Raw genomic sequence first — 18,542 nt, 5'->3', positions numbered from 1 at the left:
TGAGGCACCCGCGGTGACTTCGCAAACCAACAAAATGCGGGCGGTGGTCAGGCCGCCGCAGGGAACTTTCGGGTGTCCGTGACGCACGATTTATTGCCTACGGGTCATTCTAGCGCGACGGTTACTTCCTTGATGACACCATTGAACTCAAATGGCCTCCGCTTCGCGTAATCGCGTGAGACCGGTGAGCCAAGGTCAACGCCCACGTCGAAAGTCTCGCTGGCAGTGAAGGCAGCCGGAACAGTCCTTTTGACGCTAGTACGAGCCACCTCCTCTCCGTCGACGTTGATGACGACGGTGGCGGAAGCACCGGGTCGGGCCAGGGTTGTAGTGACCTCAATCGAGTGTTCGCCTGCCGGTAGCGTCTTTGCAGCTTCGGCTCGATACCGTTCGATGAGGAGCATGTTGTATTCGTAGACCAGCTTCCCCTGGTCCATGTAGAGCGTGAGACCACCCGAACCACCACCGAGTGCGTAGAGTACGCCCGAGGCATTCTCGTCGACTTCCACTTCGACGGTCACGACATTGCTCTTCTTGCCCAGCCCTGGAGCGGTAAACTCGGGCATACGCCGGGTGGTCGCGTCGAATCGCCACGACCTGTAAGGAGTGGAGATCACGTCCTCGGGATGAAACCGTGTCCAAAGTCCACCGCCGATAGGCAGTGCCTTGTTCGCCTTAGCCTCGGCCAGGAACAACTTTTTCATCTCAGCAAGCCGCTGCGGCTCGTCGTCTGCAAGGTCAGTAGCCTGTGAGAAGTCCTCGGTCAGGTCGTACAACTCCCAGACCTCTTGCGACGGGTTCCAAGCTTTGAGCCGCTCGCCCGTGCTGGGCGTGTCCCACGGCAGGAACGGACCGAAAGTGCAGGCGAACCAGCCGTCGTGGTATATGCCTCGGCTAGCGTTATTCTCGAAGTACTGCGTCTTCTTTTGACCTTTCGCGTTGGCATTGGCGAACGTGTACGCCATGCTCACGCCGTCGATGGGGTCTTGTTCAAAGCCGTTCACCTGTTTGGGCTGCTTGATGCCGATGATATCGTAGAGAGTTGGCACGACATCGTTGACGTGGTGGAACTGCGAGCGAGGCGTCTCGTCCGGTTGGATGCCCTTTGGCCAAGAAATGACAAGCGGATTCCGTGTCCCGCCGAAGTGTGCGGCGACCAACTTCGTCGAACGCAGTGGCGTATCACCTGCCCACGCCCAACCGGCGTGATACATGTTGTCGGTCTTCGCTGAGCCGAGCGTTTCAAGGCCACCGAGTTGTTCGAGTGCCTCCATCTGCTGCTCGACCGTGTTTGGGATGTTGTTCTGTGCAAGCAGCTCGCTGATACTGCCTTGCTGTCCCTCGGCACTTGCCCCGTTGTCTCCCCAGATGTAAAGCACAATGGTGTTATCGCGTACCCCAAGCTCTTCGAGTCCGTCTATCAGCTTGCCGACTTGGGCATCCGTGTGCTCAACAAGTCCTGCGAACACTTCCATCAATCGTCGCTGAAAGGCTCGTTGAGACTCAGGAATGCTATCCCACGAGGCCAGCGTGTCGGGCCGAGGTGTCAGCTTAGAGTCTTCGGGAATCCAGCCCAGTTCTTTCTGCCGCTTGAAGACCCGCTCGCGATAGGCGTCCCAACCATCGTCAAACTTTCCTTTGTATTTATCAGCCCACTCTGAGAAGACATGATGCGGACCGTGGGCGGCACCAGGTGCCCAGTACATGAAGAACGGCTTATCGGGCGAGAACGCCTGATGTTGCTTCAGCCAAGCGATAGCCTTGTCGGCCATGTCCTCGGTGAGGTGATACTCCTCGTCGTGCGGCGGCTCCACGGGGTTCAGGTTTTCGTAGAGCCGCGGTTCGTACTGCGACGTTTCGCCAGCTAGGAAGCCATAGAAATAATCGAATCCATGACCGGTCGGCCAGCGGTCGAACGGCCCCATCGCGGTCGTCTGGTTAGCAGGCGTGTTGTGCCACTTGCCGAAGGCTGCTGACCGGTAGCCGTAATGATGCAGCACTTCGGCGATGGTAGCCGAAGTCTTGGGGATAACGCCCGTGTAGCCGTCGAAGTCTGATGCTCGCTCAGCAATCGTGCCATTTCCGACACGATGATGGTTGCGGCCAGTCAACAGAGCTGCCCGAGTCGGGGAGCAAATAGAAGTGGTATGAAATCGGTTGTAGCAAATTCCTTCGTTCAGTAGTCGGGATAGGGTCGGCGTGTGAATCTCTCCACCAAAGGTATCGTTCTGAGCGAAGCCGACGTCGTCTATCAGCACAATGAGAACGTTGGGGGCATCGGGACCAAGCCGCTGCGGTTGTTCACGCCATTCCATCGTCGAGTCGAGGATGGTCTCACCTGCCTCGCTGGCCGTAGGCGTTGGCGGGAACGGCAATACCGTACCGTATTGAGGCTGCCCATGGGCAGGCGACAGAATAGCAAGTAGTCCCAGGTAGGCGGAGAGCACAACAAATCGATGGCGATGCAGTTTCATTGCGAGGTCTATTCTTCGTTAGAGTCCAACTTTTTTCGGCGGATACTTCTTGAAGGTCATGAGGTGGGCTTTCGCCTCTGCCCCGAGTGACGCCAGCCACGCGTTGCGACGATGTCCAACGGGCAACTCTTCCTTCGGGTCGATGTACAAGTTGAAGAGCCACGGAGCGGTGCCAACGTCCTGAAGCACCGCCATGTCGATATGCATAAAAGTCGACTGTGGCAGCAATACCTTTTGGTGCCACTTGTATTCACGCATCCGCAAGGCTGTCAGCTCGCTCTTCCACCAGAAGAAGACACATTCGCGGTTCGACTCTCCTTCGTCGTGCAACAGGAAAGCCGTTTGGTCGATGCCGTCGATATACACTTCACGCGGCAACTCAGCGTCTGCCCCAGCGAGGTGGACCGCCGTGTTGAACAGGTCCATCAGGTCAAAGACGCCATCGCTTACCCGACCCGGCAATATCATGCCCTTCCAGTAGGCGATACCTGGGACGCGGACTCCACCTTCCCACGTAGTCCCTTTCGCTCCACGAAACGGGGTATGACCGGCATCTGGCCAGGCATCCATCTGCGGGCCGTTGTCGGATGTGACAAACACAAAGGTATTCTCAAGCACCCCGGCGTCGTCCAAAGCTTTCACGAGTCGGCCAATCAGTAGGTCGACTTCACACAGACTGTCCTTGTAAGCGTACTTACTTGCACTGAGACCTTTGTACTTAGGATTGGCGAAGTTGTCCGTGTGCACTTTCATGAAGCAGTGCTCAAGGAAGAATGGTTTTTCTCCTTTTGCTAGCTCTGTGATTCTCTTGACCGAGAAATCGATGAGTTGCTCGTCCGCGGCACCCATCTCTTCGAGGGACTTAACGGTCGAAACCGTCTTTGTATCGCCCATGCTGAAGCCGTGAATGAGGGCGTGCTCCGCTCCGATGGACTCGTAGCGCTCAAGTTTGTCCGCATCGAGAGTGAGGTCCGGATAGCGACGAGTGTCTAAAGCTTGTGTTATCTCCTTCTGTGCCGGCAGATAGCCGTAATACTCGTCGAAGCCGACCTCGTGCGGCCGCATCCCTTCCCCCTCGCCAATATGCCATTTGCCGGTAAGCAGGCTGTAGTAACCCGCGTCACCAAGAATTTTGGCGACGCTCGTCTCGCCATCCCACGGATTCACGGTCAGCGTATCACCGGCGAGAATCGGACGGATAAGCCCGGTCCGAACTGGTAGCCTTCCGGTAAGGATGGCGGAGCGAGTTGGAGTGCAAGTGTGCTGCGAGTAGCAGGAGGTCAGACGCAAGCCTTCGCGAGCGAGGCGATCCATGACCGGCGTGTCGGCCCCAACCGCTTTGCCTCCTCCATAGCAGCCTGGGTCTCCGTACCCCATGTCGTCAACAATAATCCACACGATGTTCGGCCGTTTGCCGGTCGTTCGCCGAAGCTCAGCGAGTTTCCTTTCGGTCTCGCGTGCTTGCTCCAATAGAGGAATCGATGGCTCAAGGTTCTCAGCGGTTCGCACCGCCCGGTTGAGCTTCGAAGCCTGGGGATAGGCGGGCGTGGCGAAAACCAAAAACAGGAGCAGACTAAGCGTTGCGGTTCGGGCCATGAGGTGGTTCTTCTAGGTTCGGTCTCAGCTTGCGTAGTGCGGGCAACGGACACGCCGCCTTTATCTGAAAACTACTAATATACCAGAGTCCCCAAGACCCGGCGCCCACCTTTGCAGTGCGATGACAGGAAATCAGCTGGGGCTCGCAATCGGCTCGGTGGATTTAGCTTGAGGAGTTACCGTAATCTCAGAAAAGCCGCATATGCCAAGCCAGAAAATGCGGCTCTCAAGTGATATCCCTGAAGGCAAAAGCGCCCTTCTTTGACTAGTGATGGTATTCAGACCTGAGGGTAGAAGTCGAAGTTCGTTGCCGCAGCGGTCTCGCCACCGCCGTCAGTTCGGAGTATCTCTACGGCGCAGCGGCTGGACCAGCTGCTGAGCTTACGGCTTCCGTCGAACTGCAGACGGTGGCGACGACCTCTGAGGGAGTGCGGTCGATTCGACCGCGGGACGACCGTCCTGAAGATGGCTTCGCTGATGGGCAAATGGACGCCGATCTCACAGCCAGGCAAACCTGCGTAGAACTTAGACGTTTCAGCAGGTTTCCTACGAGCCGAATTCTCACTGCTTTCATCGCTCTCAGTCGGTTCGAGCCTCCTCGAAACGACGCTCGGCGACTGTTGCCTCGGCAAGAGATGCCTACGGACTGGAGACTTCGTCGTGAAGCGGCGAAGCGGCTTGACTAAGAATACAGCGGTCCACCAAACTGAGTGGTCCCCTAGACTGAAGCGTCTTTGCGTTTCTCATCGCTCCCGTTCGATCTCGTCTCGCTGACTAGGTGGCGAGGGCTAGCGCCGCTTCCCACGCCTGTCGCTTCAGCACGGCGCCCGAACCGAACCAGGCGGAGGTCAGGCGTCGATCGACGACGGTGCGGGCCGCTTGGCCACGGGTCGAGCGATGATGATCGACGTACTCGGTGACCGCGTTGACCGCTGCCCAGGCCGTGTGCCGAACGCCGGGCAGGTCTTGGCCTTGGCCCACTTCGAACAGGTTGATGAGCCGCTCGCGAATCGCCCGCGATCGGCCACGCTTCTCGTCGAGCTGATCCGGGTAGAGTGCCCGGAAGTAGAAGTCGACCTCGCTGGACGAGAGCGACCGCTTGGCCAGGTGGTTGATCTGCTCGCCGTACTGTTGAAACCGGCGGTCGGCGATGCCCAAGAGCTGGCGGGCCTCGTTGATCCGGGTCCGAACGTCGCCCCGATGCACGATCGAAATGCCTTGACCGCGTCCCCGACGATGGGCGAACGTCAGCGTGTTCTGACAGACGACGCGGATCGGGGTGAAGAAGACACGCAGGCTCGAAGAGCCATCGTGGGAGTTGGACAGCAGCAGGAACTTATTGGTGACGTCGTCGGTTCCTTTGACGCGCAGCTCGCCCGGCAGTTGGGCCAGCATCCAGACCCGTTCGCCCAGGCCAAGGGCCCCTGCGGTGTGGTAACGGATCTGGCCCTCGCCCGCGAGCTCGTCCATGAACGCGAAGGCGGCCCGGTTCTGAATCGGAGCATAGCCGGCGCCGACCGTGCCGAGGACCGTTGCCGTATCTCTACGCACGACCGCTTGTCGCTTTGCGACGGGCAGGCCGCACTCGGTCACCAGCGGGCACAGGTCGACGGCGTAGTCGAGTCCCGCGGCAGTGATCGCTTCGGCCGCGTTGGCCGGCTCGGCCAGTCGCGTTCCGAGTCCGTGCCAAGGGGTGATGCCGGTGAAGGCGATGGCCGGTCGGCCGTTGGTCGTTGCGAGGTCGTGGGCCATGGTCGGGTTCCTTTGGAACTAAGACAACGCCCTTAATACCCGTAGGTGGCCCCGATTACTCGTGGCTAACCCGAGGCTCCTCGCCTTCGGCGACCGCGACGCCGCGGCTTGTAGCCGACCGCCTGACGGCTGGGCCAGGAGCAGCTGGGAATCGATTGCTGATTGATCAGCAATAATCCGGTGAGGCAGACCTGACGGTGAAGTCGGTGGTGACTGCTCGGTTTCGCTGGATTCGCTGGATCCAACCACTCCGCAGGCGACTCGACCTTCTTCCTGCTGAAGATCTTCCGTGCCGTCTGTCGCCAAGAGCAGAGCTCTGCATACACCGCTCGCCAGAAAGCCGGTGTCGGCAAACGGCAATCGACCGTCACTCTTGGCCCCAGATAAACCGAGCGACCTTCCAGCGCACTCGAATCGAGTCGTTCAAGCATGGATTCGAGCGGTCGGTCGAGCGAAAACGGGTAGGACGCACGGCCTACCTTTGCATCTGGAGCGTCGTCAGTAAGCAGAGAAGTCGGTTTCAATTCGTGGTGCCGGGGATCGATTGGAGTGACTGGCAGCGACCTCGCAGGCGTAAGCGTTGGTAGCGTTGCGAGGAGCTCTCTGGACTCGCCGTCGGCTTGACCATCAAAAGCTGGTTAAGCCGACGGCACAACTGGGAGCGAACTTGGATTGATTCTGAAGTGATTCGAGTCTTTGATTCAGTTGTCTTTGGAGTTTCTTTTTTCTACTAGTTGTTTTTCTTTCTTCTGTACTAGGTAGTCTTTTTCTTGGGGGAGGTGTAGGTATTGTGGTAGGGGTATTAGCGAGAGTGGTGGGGTCAGCTCACCAGCCGGGTGGGAGCTACCGAATCGTCGAGAGGCGCCGTGCCAGATCGACCTTTCGGTGCGTTGAGGGTAAAGTAGGCTTCAACTCCCTTAGATACCCGCTCCCTATCACCTTCGCTCTTTGAATATTGTCCGCTAAAGCGACTAGGCAACGGGAGAGGATCGCTGGGGATCTCGATGAAAGTCGGCTACTCGATAGCGGCGACATCATCCCACGGCGACTCGGCACGATTGAACTCCTCGAGAAACCTGCGTAGCTGATTCCCACGTGACGTCAGGTCGCCAAACAGAGGCAGAAAACCCCAGGTCCCGAATCCGCCATGCCGGTTGACGCCCCGCACCCAGTACCTGCGAACCACCGATGTGATGTGATCAACGTCGTCGCCAAGCCCTTCCTCAACGAGGAGGTGAAGCGGATCGTTGATATCTTTTCGGTTCGCCACGACAATTAGCATCGATGGCCTGTAGATCCAACCGGGAGGAGCGGGCGTCGAGGGGATCGTGAGCCCAACCCTTCGACACGGCGCCATCGCGAGAACATGGGCGTCCTCGAAGCACGTCGCGTTCACCGCTGAGAGAAGATCCGCCCCGTCAACGTCATCCCAGCCGATGAGGGAAGGGGTAACCGTGATCCTGCCGTTAGGAAACGCGACCACCGTCGCCATAGGCCGCTGAGAGTCCAGCACGACAGAAACTGTGCCGAACGCGTCGATAAGTTGTCGGCAAACTTTCTCTCGGATCGGGGGTAGCAGCAGATCGCTGAATCGTTGTGAAGCGACCAGCCGCACACGCGTTCGGATCCATTCCTCCAGCGTGCGACGGAGAGCTGGTTCGTCGTTGAGTTCGATATCCCAATCGAATCCTTCGGCGCGAGAAACGAAGGGAAGCCGTTCGGTTAGCTGTCTCGCCACCGCAGCGATCTCCGACGCTGTGTCGCCGTCGGCAGCGAGCGAGCCAACCGCCCCTCGTTCCGGTGTCAGTTCGTAGTGCAGGTTGAATTCGGGAAGCGATTCAACCGCTTGGCAGATTGGCCCCTCGGGAAAATGCACCTTGAAGCCGGTGACGACTGGTAGATCGACCTGGATACGAGTGCATCCGGGTCGGAGTAAAGCTCGTTCGTGAGAAGTCAGCCCATGCACAATGGTCGGCGAGATCGATCGCTGCTGTTCGTGCTTCAACGTCTGCCGGTCACGCCAAGTCCGCCATTGGTCAAATGGCACGATCGATCGGTGGTTGTTCGTTTGCATACAACAGTTTCATCGCTAAGGTTTCGACGCCTAGTCGACGGCGCAGAGGAATTGCCAACTAGGTCAAGGTAGGAAAAGAAGGAGTTGAGCTGGGTCGTCGCCCGCGGTTTTTAAACGTCGATGAACTCAGGGCAGTCTCGATCGCAGGGCCTTCGATCCCCCAGCAGCATGCAGAAGCAGCCGTCGAAGGTGGTCTGGCTTAGCGGGTCGCTCTTGTTGAGGACGGCGTCCAAGTTGGCGATAGGGACATCCCAAACAGCGACTCGATCGAGATCTTCGGACTTTCCGACTGAGAGCCGAGTTGCGATATGCTTCTCGTCTCGGCGCCGGATGAGACGAGCGGAAGCGAGACGTTTAGCGAGTGCGAGCTGCGAGAGGTTCAACGGATGCCCCGACTCGGCCGAGAGTCGCTGCAGCAGGGCGAAGGTGACGTCGGGCAGGAGATAGAGCGAATCGTTCTTGAGCCAACCGATGTGCTTGCCTTGGGCCACAAATCGGGTCCTCTGTTCAGTTTGGGTTTTTCCCGAGACCCCATCCGATCCCGACAGGTCGTTGTCGGAGTCCTCCGGATCCTCGGGGACTTCGACCGTATAGTCTTCGGGTCGATATCCCCAGCGTCGCGGCAGACACTGCTCGTCCACCAAGGGCTCATTGCGTAGCGGCGATCGGAGGTGAGCACGGCCTGAACGCAAAGCCCCATCGAGAAGGCGCGCAGCGCGGTAAGTCGGTTCATCGTCTTTGAGCGTCGCGTCGTGGTAGACAACCAGCTGGCTAAGACGGCCAAACAACTCTTGGAAAAACGACCCGAGGTAGTCCGGTAGCTCCGCATACCCCGCGTTCGCGTCGACCAAGAACTGGAGGTAGGCGAACCAACCAGTGAGGAGGTCGATCATCATCTGGCGTTGACGCCCGTGAAGGCCGGTGTGGAGTCGGTCCACTTCACGCTTCAACCAGATCCGCGAGTCGTGATTGAGGGGCCAACTGTGAGGGTCTCGATAGCGAAGCTCCGCCAACCATTCGATGAAGACCGCCATCATACGCGCGTACGCTCCGTCGTTGGCGAGATGTTGATTGCGGGTCAGGAGACCAAGATCGAGGCACCCTTGCTGCATTTCGCAGCTGAAGAGTCGGGCGCGCAGACTTTCTCCCATGGGAAGGTCTTCGCCCGTACAGAGGGGCGTCGCCATGGGGCGCCGGCTCTCCCGCAGACTTCCATCCGAGCTGCAGCGAGCTCGGCCGTTGACGTTACTCCGTCCGCGAAGGAAGTCTTCTGCCTGCTTTTGCTTCGCGGCGGCGTCGCCCGAGGTGCCCGTAGGAACGAAGTCATCGATGAGTAGCACGGCATCGCAGACGATGGAGGCGATCCCTTCAATAGCATTGCTAGTGGCGTTCCAGCTCGCCGGAATGGAGTTGCGACCGAACTTCGCTCCGAAGCACTGCTGTGCTAGCAACGCGAGGCTTGTCTTCTGGCAGCCTGTGGGACCGTACAACATCACGCTCAGCTCGCTCACACCGAGCACCGACCGTAGGACCGCCCCGAACGCCACGACGAGGGACGGGTGGGGGTCACTAAGCACGTACTTACAGATCAGATCGGCTTCGCCAGACGCGAATAGCGATCGACGATCTGGTAGCGGAAGGTTGTACCTTCGCAGCGCCTTGGGCAGCTGCGATCGGAAAGGTGGGCCAAGTGTCCCCTGCGAGCCAATGGGGACGCCGGCAGCCGAATTGGTGGCGTCAAGCGGCGAGGTCGAAGTGTGCTGCGTCGCCTTGGGATGCGGGCCAGGTGGGCCAATCACGCCGCCGGCGTGAAGCCAGAAGTACTTACCGTCACGCAGCTGCCAACCCACCTTCTCAAAAGTCTCGATGAAGCGGGGCGAGGACGCCTGCTGAATCGCAGCACGCAGATGATCCGGCTTCGTTGGACCGACCGCCACGATCGCCTGAACCCCAATCTGCTGGGTCCACCAATCGGTATTGGCGAACTCGTTCGCCGACACGGAACAGAGCCTAGTTTGATGACCGATGGTCACACGGATGCTGTAGATCAGCCGAGTCTTCCCGGTGTCGGTGTAATGCGTCGCTTGCTCGATAATCTCTGCGGAGAAATTAGCGAGCGTTTCGCGAGTTGGATGCCCGCTAGAGCTGAAAGCGGTCCCTCGCGAACCTTTCTGCGGAACGAGCATGTGCGTCCCTTTTGAGTCGGTCGTGTAGGTAACGCCGACCCCATTGATGGCGTTGGGTCCGGTTGAGGCACTGGCGCCGACGCTCGGAACGCCTGCCTTAGGTTGGATAGCTGGGGTTGCGTTCGGCGTGGCGGCATCGATTTGGTCAATCCCGGTCCATAAGTTGATAGTGCTCATCGAGGTTCTCTGGGGGTTTTCGTTGGGACATGCGACCCTTGCGAGGCCGTGGAGGTGCTTAGAGGGGCGTCAGTGGATGAAAGCGAAACGAGAGACGCCGCCTCGGCCGTCAGTCACCAAGGAAGGCGCCAGTACGGCGCGTTGGGCCACTCAAGGTTGACGCCGGTACATCAATCCGACATGAGCGAGCCGACATCTGGTCGCCGCTCTTCATCGGTTCAACCGGCGGGGGGCCATTGGGTTGCTCGACGGTCGGCCGAAACGGCGGCAATGAGGGGCAATCCAACCCGTTGATGGAATCCTGGGGCGATTGGCCGCGTCGCTTGTGGACATCGCCCTTCCAATTCGCCGCATGCATTGACCGACAGGCGCATCTGAAGAAGACCGTTGAGACTTTGATCTCATCGCGGACGTACCGCTATTGCGGAGCGATACGAGAGTCGGCAATCTCAGATTCTTCATCCCTCGAATGGTGCGTCTCTCAATGAGGTAGGCACGCTTGGGTTCATCGTGGTCGTGACACATTTCAATATCCATCGGGATCGTTGTGGAAATACTCGTCACCCGTTTCCTTGCGTTCGACGGGCGAGTGCCCCTGCTTTCTGCTGCCACTCCGTTTGACGTCTACCTGCATGGGGCAGCCATCGTCTTCCGCCTTGTACCTGGCAACTTTGGAGTCACGTGCCGGCTGCAATTTGCGGCCGAGCGAACTCCCTGCTCCGATCGCACTTGCAGACTTTGCGATCCAGTTGGTCATCACGGTCCTCCCTTATTTTGAGAAGATTCACGTTCGATCAGCCCCATGAGGTCGCTGGGACGGTACATGATGCGTTTGCCGATCTTTGTGAACTCGATCTTTCCGCTCTGGCGAAGGTCACGAAGTACATGCCTTCCTAGGCCACACGCTTTAGCGGCCTCATCCTCGGTCAGTGTGATCCGGTCGGGCGGCCAAGACCTCGCGTCTAAGATCTCTTTGACTACGGTGTCGCGAAGCTCGCGAAAGAAATCGTCATCGACGGAAATGGAGAATGTTTTTCCCATTTGTCAGTTCCCTTAGTTGAGGCGAATCCTCTCGCATCTGGGTGGACGCTTGCCAGTTCGACGTACGGGCTGGCGTGGTCACCGCACGGGGCAAGTCTCTTTCCCTACGCGGCTGGATGCGAGGCGATCCTGGTACGCAAACTTTCCGGAGCGGGCCAGTGCCTGCTCGTCAGGACGGATCATCAGCCATCCAAGCTGCCGTCGGGCTGCCAAGAAACTGCCGGGCGACTGCCGCCGTTATCCGCCGGGAGGAATGAGCGGATCTTTTGCAGTTGGACCTGAGCGGAAGCTGCCGGAAAAAACCCTTAGAAGCACAGACAAAACCGTGACTAGAAGATCATTCGAGGGCGTGCTTTTCGTGGGCGACGCCGAAGCAGACGATGGCGATGGCGATGGCGATGGCGATGGCGAGAGAGTTCCAGGCGTCTTGGATGACCACCAAGCGGTCGTAGAGGACCCGCATCCGCCGCAACGCCTTGAGCCCACGACCCATCGCACCTTGCCCTAGCCGCTGCCGTGCTCCTCGCCCCGCTTGGCGATCCTCGGCTCGATCCCCAGCCAACGCAGCAGCGACCGGGCCGCCTGGGAGTCGTAGCCGCGGTCGGCGTACAACTCGTCGGGCGTCCCCTTCGGGCGACCCGACTTGCCGCCCACCTTCGGGTAGTCCAGTGTCACCGGCAGCAACTGCGTGTGGTCGCTGCGGTTGGCCCCGGGGTGCGGATTGCCAGCGGCACGCCGTTCTCATCGACCAGCAGCGTATGCTTGCAGCCGGGCCGACGCCGGTCCACAGGGCTCGGGCCCGATCGCTCACCGCCGCCAAAGGCCCAAACGGTGACCGAATCGACAACCACCGCGTCGTGTTCCAACTCGCCCGCCTTCCGCAAGAGTTTTAGCAAGTGCAGGTGGAGCCGGTCCCAGACACCCAGCTCCTCCCACGCCCGCAAGCGGCGGTGAGTCGTGCAGCCCGACCGGCTGCTCCGGCGTCAGGTGCGGCTCCAACTCGTCGAAGAACTTGTAGGGCATCCGAGAATCGACCATCGTTCGGCCCTCTGTCGTGAGTCGTCTTAAAAACGATTTACACACCGCGCAAAACACGTGCCAAACACGGATGGGGTTTTGTCAGTGCTTCTTAGAAGGGCTGGTGTATCGATTCGTCCAACCCAGCTCTACTTACACCAACCTGAGAAGTACTTGATTCTCGCCTCGCCGCGGCGTATGCGCCGGCGATGACCGCTTGTCGAGTACGCCCGTCGACTCTGAATAAGAATCTCTTGGCCCAGTTGTGGCAATCTTTCAGAGAGCGATCGGGAACGGGGCATGGTTCTATCTCCACGCACTACGTCGCTACGTCCCCCTAGCCGAAAAGCGTCGGCTTGCTTCATGCGGAACTTCGACACGCCTTACAATTCTTGTAGTTGTGAACCCGCTTTTCCGAGGAATGATCTCCGACTCAACACAAAGGCCGCCTGTCCGCCCCGCAGTAATCGAGACCAACCGATGGGACCCGAGGGCAGCCAAACCACGAAGTAGCGGACGAGGCAATTGCCCGCGAGCCATAGGTCTGGAAACTCTTAAATCGTCCTTCCAATAGGCCGACCGAGCAGATCCACGAGGGTCAGCTCATCTTTTTTCACACCCTGCGACAAACGGAGCCCTATAGATCGGAGCTTCCTATTGATCTGCGAGGAGCGATAACTGAGCCATTGGTGTACTGACTGCGTCTTTCGCGACGCTGAGGATTGGTGCCGTTGAACCCTCTCGTGGATATCAGCAAACTCATAATCGGCAACTGATTTTCTCGCACCACCTTCCCAAACACGGCGGACAACTGCTGCCTCACCATCGGTTAGACGTACAGACTTGTTGCCGTACCAGAAGGTGCCGTCATCTCGCGGGCCATCCGACTTCAGAACCTGTTGCTTGTAGACTTGATCGTAACGCTTGATTCGAACGATGCTTTCGATAGCTTTGCTCAAGGCATACAGCGGCTCATTGCTCGGTTCGACGGTCTCTTTCTCGTCTTGCTTTTTCTTGTCAGACGACTTCGACCTAGCGACCCATAGATCGGCGAACTCGAGATCCTTCGAGAAACGGCGGGGGTATCCAAATCGTTCAGGATCCGCTGCAGCAACGAGCCAAAGGAAGAGTCTCGCTCCGAATCTCGGTGAACTGTAGTCGTTATCCAAAAAGAAATAGGCGTCTTCGGGACCTGCGGGCAGCTCCGGTTCGTACCATTGGTCGGCTGTAGGGCGGTCTTTCTCTGCTAGGTCCTCAAGTCTCGCAAGCTTGATAACCTCCCCGAGTCGACCCTGGCGATCAAGTTCTTGATGTAGCTGTCGACTGGCATCGACGAGCCCCAAAAACCATTCCTTAGGGCGATTACAGAGAAACATATAGGATTGCCGTTTACAGGAGTACGCGTCGGCGACCTCCATTTCGATGGTCGGCTCGGGGCCTGTTTCTGGAAGCGGCAATCCGAGTTCCCGGCGAGTGTACGCCAGGATGCGCTCGCGATCGTAAAAGCGATTGCTGGCGTGGTACTCCTCCGCACGCACCTGCTGCAGATCGTAGTCGCAAAGGGCTTCGGCAGCTGACTTGAGACGAGCGATATCGCGCAAATGAGATTGCGACGGATTAGGTTTCTTCGCGGCCATCCACCGAAGCTACCAAAACGCAAACTGGAAGGCGACATCTGGCCTACTAGAAAGCGACTGCGTCGTCTGTCAGGGGCCAGTCGATGGTGGGAGAGCGCTGGCTTTTTTTTGTTGGCGGCGAATCGGGTTGTGACCTCGAAAGTGCTACATGAGTGCTACATGTTTCGCCGAAACTAGGCTTCCGACGCCTTCCCTGGCGAAGCGGAAAGCCACGTTTTCCCCCGGTATTGAGCCCCTAGCGTTGGGGCGAGAAGGTACCTGTGGGACTTAAAATCTGGTGTCCCGTAAGGGGCGTGCGGGTTCGAGTCCCGCCTCGGCCACTGGTTTTTGTCGGCCGCGAGAGAAGGGGGATCGCAACCGATCCCCCGCTACGCCGCTTCGGCGCGGCAGTGGCGGCGGACGAACGCCGCGTAGTCGGCCGCCGTGTCGATTCCTGACGCGGCGTGCGGGATCACGCCTACGCGGATCGTGTGGCCCGCCTGCAAGACGCGGAGCTGCTCGAGTTTCTCCGCCTGCTCCAGCGGCGACGGCGCTAGCTGCGGGAGCTGGGTCAAGAAGTCGCGCCGATAGGCGTAGATGCCGATGTGCTGGTGGAACAGGGGCGCCCGGCCGACGGCGGTCGCCGAGACCGCGTCGCGGACAAACGGGATCGGGCTGCGGCTGAAGTACATTGCGCGGCCGGTCGAATCGAACACCACCTTCACGACGTTCGGGTCGTGCAGCAGCTCGGGGTCTTCGAGCGGGGCGGCGAGGGTCGCCATCGGGGTCGCCGCATCGACATCGAACTGCGCGACGAGGCGGTCGATGGCCGCCGGGTCGAGCTCGGGCTCGTCCCCTTGGAGGTTGACGAAGAGGTCGTACTGCGGGAGCCGGCTGGCGACCTCGGCGACACGGTCGGCGCCGCTCTGGCAGTCAGGGCTCGTCATCACCGCGACGCCGCCGAAGCGACGGACCTCGTCGGCGATCGCCGAATGGTCGGTGGCGACGATCACCGCCTCGGGGGTCTGGGCCCGCAGGGCGACGGCGTGGGTGTGTTCGATCAGCGATCGGCCCGTCTCTCGCAGCAGCATCTTGCCAGGCAGGCGGACCGAATCCATCCGGGCGGGAATCACAACGCAGGTGCGGAGGGAGGCCATGGGGGAGACTGCTGGGATCGGAGCAGGCGGGAGTCAGGGAACGCAGGGTCCTCTAGTTACGTCAAATCGGCGATGGCGGACAGATCGATTCGTCGGCGCCGGCGTTACTCGTCTTTTCTCCTTACGGCGTCTCGACTTAGACTCCGCTCTATCTGGGGGGCTCCGCTCCCATCCGCTGACCGTGTCGCGTCTGCTATCGCTCCCCCCGGGGGGACCGGATTCCCGACGCGAGAGAACCGATCGAACAGGACCTCCAGCCTTATGTGCGGCATCGTTGGCTACATCGGCCCCAACCGGGCGACCGACTTCCTGCTCGAGGGGCTGCGTCGTCTCGAGTACCGGGGCTACGACAGCGCGGGCGTCGTGACGTTCGAAGAAGGGGGTGGCCTCGCCGTCACCAAGACGACCGGCCGCATCGAGAAGCTCGCCAGCGCCCTACAGGCGACCCCGCACGATGGGACCCTCGGCATTGGGCACACGCGCTGGGCGACCCACGGCCCCGCCAACGACGCGAACGCCCACCCCCATCTAGGCGGCGACCGGGTCCTGGCCCTCGTGCATAACGGCGTCATCGAAAACTACCAAGTCCTGCGGCAAAAGCTCACCGAGCGCGGCTACGTCTTCAAGAGCGACACCGACACCGAGGCGGTCGCACATTTGATTTCTTTCGAGCTCGACCAGCTGCTAGCGGGCGGCATAATCGACGGCTTGCCGGACGGCGACGACCCGCACCGGGTCTTGGTCGAGGCGCTGCGGGTGGCCACCAGCCAGCTCCGTGGCACCTACGGTCTGGCGGTCGTCTTCCGCGACTACCCGAACGTGATCCTGGCGTCGCGGCTCGGCAGTCCGCTGGTGATCGGCGTGGGCGACGGCGAGCACTTCATCGCCAGCGACGGGTCACCGCTCGCCGGGCACACCGACCGGATCGTCTACCTCGCGGACCACGAGATCGCCGTCGTCTCGGCCGGCGCCATCCGCGTGCTGGGGCGTGACTCGGCGCTGGTGACGCACAGCGTCGAGCAGCTCGAGATCGACGCGAGCCAGGTCGAGCTGGGGGGGTTCCCCCACTTCATGCTCAAGGAGATTTTCGAGCAGCCCGAGACGATCCGCAACGCGATGCGGGGCCGCCTCGATCGCGAGCAAGCGACCGCTGTCTTCGGGGGCCTGAACCTCGAACCGCGGCAGCTGCGTTCGATCGACCGGATGGTCCTCACGGCGTGCGGCACCAGCTGGCACGCGGCGATGGTGGCGGAGTACATGATCGAGGAGTTCGCGCGGCTGCCGGTCGAGGTTGAGTACGCCAGCGAGCTGCGGTACCGCAACCCGCCGATGTCGCCGCTGACGCTGTTGCTGGCGATCACCCAGAGCGGCGAAACGATCGATACGCTCGCGGCGCTGCGTGAGATGAAGCGCAAAGGCCATCGGTCGCTAGCCATCTGCAATGTGGTCGGCAGCACCATCGCCCGCGAGGCGGATGGCGGCGTCTACCTGCATGCGGGGCCGGAGATCGGCGTCGCTTCGACCAAGGCGTTTACGTCGCAATGCGTCGTTCTAGCCCTGATCGCCCTGCACCTGGGCCGCCTCCGCCACCTGAGCTACGAGGCGGGGCTGCGGATTATTGACGAACTCGAAGCGCTCGCGGCGTCCGTCGAGAAAGCCCTCGAAACCAACGACATGGCCCGCCACGTCGCCGGCCGCTACGCCGGGTGCGACAACTTCTTGTACCTGGGCCGTCAGTACAACTTCCCGACCGCGTTGGAAGGGGCGCTGAAGCTCAAAGAGATCAGCTATATCCACGCCGAGGGCTACCCGGCGGCGGAGATGAAGCACGGACCGATCGCCCTGGTCGACGAGCACACGCCGAGCGTTTTCATCGTGCCGCAGGGCGCCGTCTATGAGAAGGTGCTCGCCAACATGGAGGAGATCCGCGCCCGTGGCGGCCCGGTGATCGCCATCGTCGACGAGGACGACGAGCGGGCTAGCCAGATCGCCGACGAGGTGATCCGCGTCCCCCACGTAGCGGACTACCTGCAACCGATCGTGACGGCGATCCCGCTCCAGCTGCTGGCGTACCACATCGCGGTGCTCCGCGGTTGCGACGTCGACAAGCCGCGGAACCTGGCGAAGAGCGTCACGGTCGAATAAGGCGGGAAAACAGGCGGCATAACGCATAAGTTTGCCCGTTTTGGCGGCGATCGCTACGATCAAGGGTGCGTTGTGTTCCCCCTCGCCCCACCGTCCCTATGGCCCGCTTTCAGCGAGTCCGCCCTCGCCGGTCCGCGAAACCCCGCCCGCTGCCCTCCGCCGATCGTTGGTCGGCGCCGGTCGGCGTTTGGGCGAAGGCGCCGGTCCGGGTGCATGTTTCGCTCGCCGTCTTGGTCGTGCTTGCGGCGGGCGCCTGCCTGCGGGCCGGCTCCGCAACCGGCTGGCTCGTGCTGGCGGCTTATCTGGTCAGCTTGCTCGTTCACGAGGGGGCTCATGTCCTGGCCACCGCACGGCTCCGCCGCCTGACGCCGTCGGGGCGGGAGCCCCTGGCCCTTGTGCTCGGGCCCGTCGGGGCGATCCACACGCAGCAACCCTCTGACGACCCCCGCGAGCGGGTCTTTGTCGCCATGGCGGGGCCGCTCGCCAGCCTCGGCTTGGTCGTGGCGTCGTTGTTCTGCCTCGTCGTGGTCGAGGGGCCGGCGACGCCTCCCCTGGCGCGGCCGCTGCTGCTCTCTCCGATCTCACTCTTTAGCGGCGACGGCGCGACGACGCCGCTCGGTCTGCTCGCCGCAACGCTGGTGGCGGTGAACTGGCCGCTGTTTATTTTGAACCTCGCCCCGGCGAGCCCGTTCGACGGAGCCGCCGGCCTGCGGTCGTGGTTGGACCTGCTGATCGGCGAGCGGGCCGCCCGCGACGTCACGCTGGCGGTCGGCCTGCTGACCGCGGCGCTGCTGTTGGCGGCCGGCGGCGCGTTGTCCCTCACCGACTTCGGCGCGCCGTGGATTGGGGCTGCGATGGCGGCGCTGGCCGTGATCATCGCCTTCGGCGCGATCGGCGACGCCAGCAATGGCGCGAACGCCGCGGCATGGCTTCCCCCCAGCGACGACGACTACATCGGGGTCTCTTTGCGAGACGTTAAACCGGACGTGCTCCGTCACGCCGAGATTGGGGGTCACGCCGAGATCGGCGACTTCGTACGGGACGCTTTCCAGGAGGAGACGGACCCCTACGACCTCTCGATCGACCGCTTCGACGAGGCTCAGGTCGATGACATCCTGGCCAAAGTCCATGTCAGCGGCGTCCACGCACTGACGGCCAACGAGCGGGCCGTCCTCGAGCGCGCAAGCCAGCGCTACCAGCTGCGTCGACGCAACGAGAGTTGAGCCGCCGCTCGCCTGACGGCCGCCGCTCTTCCGGGATAACGAGCTCCTTCTGAGCGTCCCCCCTTCTGTGCGTCCCCCCCTATT

The 18,542-nt window shown here is 60.9% G+C and carries 14 protein-coding genes and 1 tRNA gene; 3 read left to right on the top strand and 12 right to left on the bottom strand.

Annotated features, from left to right (window positions below; translation table 11 throughout):
* Positions 1-104: 104 nt before the first annotated feature.
* From Pla108_RS03615 to Pla108_RS03575, 11 genes are all read right to left on the bottom strand, one after another.
* Positions 105-2,474, bottom strand: coding sequence for an arylsulfatase (locus Pla108_RS03615; protein ID WP_146443094.1), 2,370 nt, complete (start codon positions 2,472-2,474; stop codon positions 105-107).
* A gap of 18 nt (positions 2,475-2,492) precedes the next feature.
* Positions 2,493-4,070 carry an arylsulfatase gene (locus tag Pla108_RS03610; protein ID WP_146443092.1) on the bottom strand — a complete coding sequence of 526 codons (1,578 nt, stop codon included), beginning with the start codon at positions 4,068-4,070 and terminating at the stop codon, positions 2,493-2,495.
* Between the two features lie 774 nt (positions 4,071-4,844).
* A complete protein-coding gene (locus Pla108_RS03605; RefSeq protein WP_146443090.1) occupies positions 4,845-5,822 on the bottom strand; it encodes a DUF932 domain-containing protein in 978 nt (325 codons plus the stop codon).
* A gap of 1,015 nt (positions 5,823-6,837) precedes the next feature.
* Positions 6,838-7,896: a hypothetical protein gene (locus Pla108_RS03600; protein ID WP_146443087.1), complete on the bottom strand. Its 1,059-nt coding sequence runs from the start codon at positions 7,894-7,896 to the stop codon at positions 6,838-6,840.
* Between the two features lie 110 nt (positions 7,897-8,006).
* A complete protein-coding gene (locus Pla108_RS03595; RefSeq protein WP_146443085.1) occupies positions 8,007-10,259 on the bottom strand; it encodes a DUF927 domain-containing protein in 2,253 nt (750 codons plus the stop codon).
* A 526-nt stretch (positions 10,260-10,785) separates the two neighbouring features.
* On the bottom strand, positions 10,786-11,016 hold the full coding sequence (locus Pla108_RS03590) for a hypothetical protein (RefSeq protein ID WP_146443083.1): 231 nt from the start codon (positions 11,014-11,016) through the stop codon (positions 10,786-10,788).
* Positions 11,016-11,300, bottom strand: a complete 285-nt coding sequence (locus tag Pla108_RS03585) for a helix-turn-helix domain-containing protein (RefSeq protein ID WP_146443080.1) — start codon at positions 11,298-11,300, stop codon at positions 11,016-11,018. Before Pla108_RS03585 ends, Pla108_RS03590 begins: the two co-directional genes overlap by 1 nt.
* 337 nt (positions 11,301-11,637) lie before the next feature.
* Positions 11,638-11,793, bottom strand: a complete 156-nt coding sequence (locus tag Pla108_RS20795; protein WP_197526211.1) for a hypothetical protein — start codon at positions 11,791-11,793, stop codon at positions 11,638-11,640.
* 11 nt (positions 11,794-11,804) lie between these two features.
* Entirely contained in the window at positions 11,805-11,975 is a 171-nt protein-coding gene (locus tag Pla108_RS20790; protein ID WP_197526210.1) for a hypothetical protein, read from the bottom strand.
* Entirely contained in the window at positions 11,972-12,244 is a 273-nt protein-coding gene (locus Pla108_RS03580) for a hypothetical protein (protein ID WP_231934275.1), read from the bottom strand. Before Pla108_RS03580 ends, Pla108_RS20790 begins: the two co-directional genes overlap by 4 nt.
* 627 nt (positions 12,245-12,871) lie before the next feature.
* Positions 12,872-13,954, bottom strand: a complete 1,083-nt coding sequence (locus Pla108_RS03575; protein WP_146443076.1) for a hypothetical protein — start codon at positions 13,952-13,954, stop codon at positions 12,872-12,874.
* Between the two features lie 244 nt (positions 13,955-14,198).
* On the opposite strand from Pla108_RS03575, the gene Pla108_RS20785 reads away from it, so the two are divergent.
* Positions 14,199-14,274: transfer RNA gene (locus Pla108_RS20785), tRNA-OTHER, on the top strand.
* A gap of 48 nt (positions 14,275-14,322) precedes the next feature.
* Here the strand turns inward: Pla108_RS20785 and kdsB are convergent.
* The gene (gene kdsB / locus Pla108_RS03570; RefSeq protein ID WP_146443074.1) at positions 14,323-15,090 is read right to left on the bottom strand and encodes a 3-deoxy-manno-octulosonate cytidylyltransferase; all 768 of its coding nucleotides are present in this window, start codon (positions 15,088-15,090) and stop codon (positions 14,323-14,325) included.
* A gap of 261 nt (positions 15,091-15,351) precedes the next feature.
* Here kdsB and glmS point away from each other — a divergent pair, with 261 nt between their 5' ends.
* Positions 15,352-17,235: a glutamine--fructose-6-phosphate transaminase (isomerizing) gene (gene glmS / locus Pla108_RS03565; protein ID WP_146443072.1), complete on the top strand. Its 1,884-nt coding sequence runs from the start codon at positions 15,352-15,354 to the stop codon at positions 17,233-17,235.
* 98 nt (positions 17,236-17,333) lie between these two features.
* Positions 17,334-18,458, top strand: a complete 1,125-nt coding sequence (locus Pla108_RS03560; protein WP_146443070.1) for a metalloprotease — start codon at positions 17,334-17,336, stop codon at positions 18,456-18,458.
* Positions 18,459-18,542 lie beyond the last annotated feature (84 nt).

It is taken from the genome of Botrimarina colliarenosi, assembly GCF_007859955.1.
GTDB lineage: Bacteria > Planctomycetota > Planctomycetia > Pirellulales > Lacipirellulaceae > Botrimarina > Botrimarina colliarenosi.
Note: the sequence above shows the minus strand (reverse complement) of the source record. Positions and strands in the feature narration are given on the sequence as shown.

Excerpts from the sequence above, each read along its gene's own strand:
- Pla108_RS03615 (WP_146443094.1), bottom strand. The coding sequence starts at position 2,474 with ATGAAACTGCATCGCCATCGATTTGTTGTGCTCTCCGCCTACCTGGGA.
- Pla108_RS03610 (WP_146443092.1), bottom strand. The coding sequence starts at position 4,070 with ATGGCCCGAACCGCAACGCTTAGTCTGCTCCTGTTTTTGGTTTTCGCC.
- Pla108_RS03605 (WP_146443090.1), bottom strand. The coding sequence starts at position 5,822 with ATGGCCCACGACCTCGCAACGACCAACGGCCGACCGGCCATCGCCTTC.
- Pla108_RS03600 (WP_146443087.1), bottom strand. The coding sequence starts at position 7,896 with ATGCAAACGAACAACCACCGATCGATCGTGCCATTTGACCAATGGCGG.
- Pla108_RS03595 (WP_146443085.1), bottom strand. The coding sequence starts at position 10,259 with ATGAGCACTATCAACTTATGGACCGGGATTGACCAAATCGATGCCGCC.
- Pla108_RS03590 (WP_146443083.1), bottom strand. The coding sequence starts at position 11,016 with ATGACCAACTGGATCGCAAAGTCTGCAAGTGCGATCGGAGCAGGGAGT.
- Pla108_RS03585 (WP_146443080.1), bottom strand. The coding sequence starts at position 11,300 with ATGGGAAAAACATTCTCCATTTCCGTCGATGACGATTTCTTTCGCGAG.
- Pla108_RS20795 (WP_197526211.1), bottom strand. The coding sequence starts at position 11,793 with ATGGGTCGTGGGCTCAAGGCGTTGCGGCGGATGCGGGTCCTCTACGAC.
- Pla108_RS03575 (WP_146443076.1), bottom strand. The coding sequence starts at position 13,954 with ATGGCCGCGAAGAAACCTAATCCGTCGCAATCTCATTTGCGCGATATC.
- kdsB (WP_146443074.1), bottom strand. The coding sequence starts at position 15,090 with ATGGCCTCCCTCCGCACCTGCGTTGTGATTCCCGCCCGGATGGATTCG.
- glmS (WP_146443072.1), top strand. The coding sequence starts at position 15,352 with ATGTGCGGCATCGTTGGCTACATCGGCCCCAACCGGGCGACCGACTTC.
- Pla108_RS03560 (WP_146443070.1), top strand. The coding sequence starts at position 17,334 with ATGGCCCGCTTTCAGCGAGTCCGCCCTCGCCGGTCCGCGAAACCCCGC.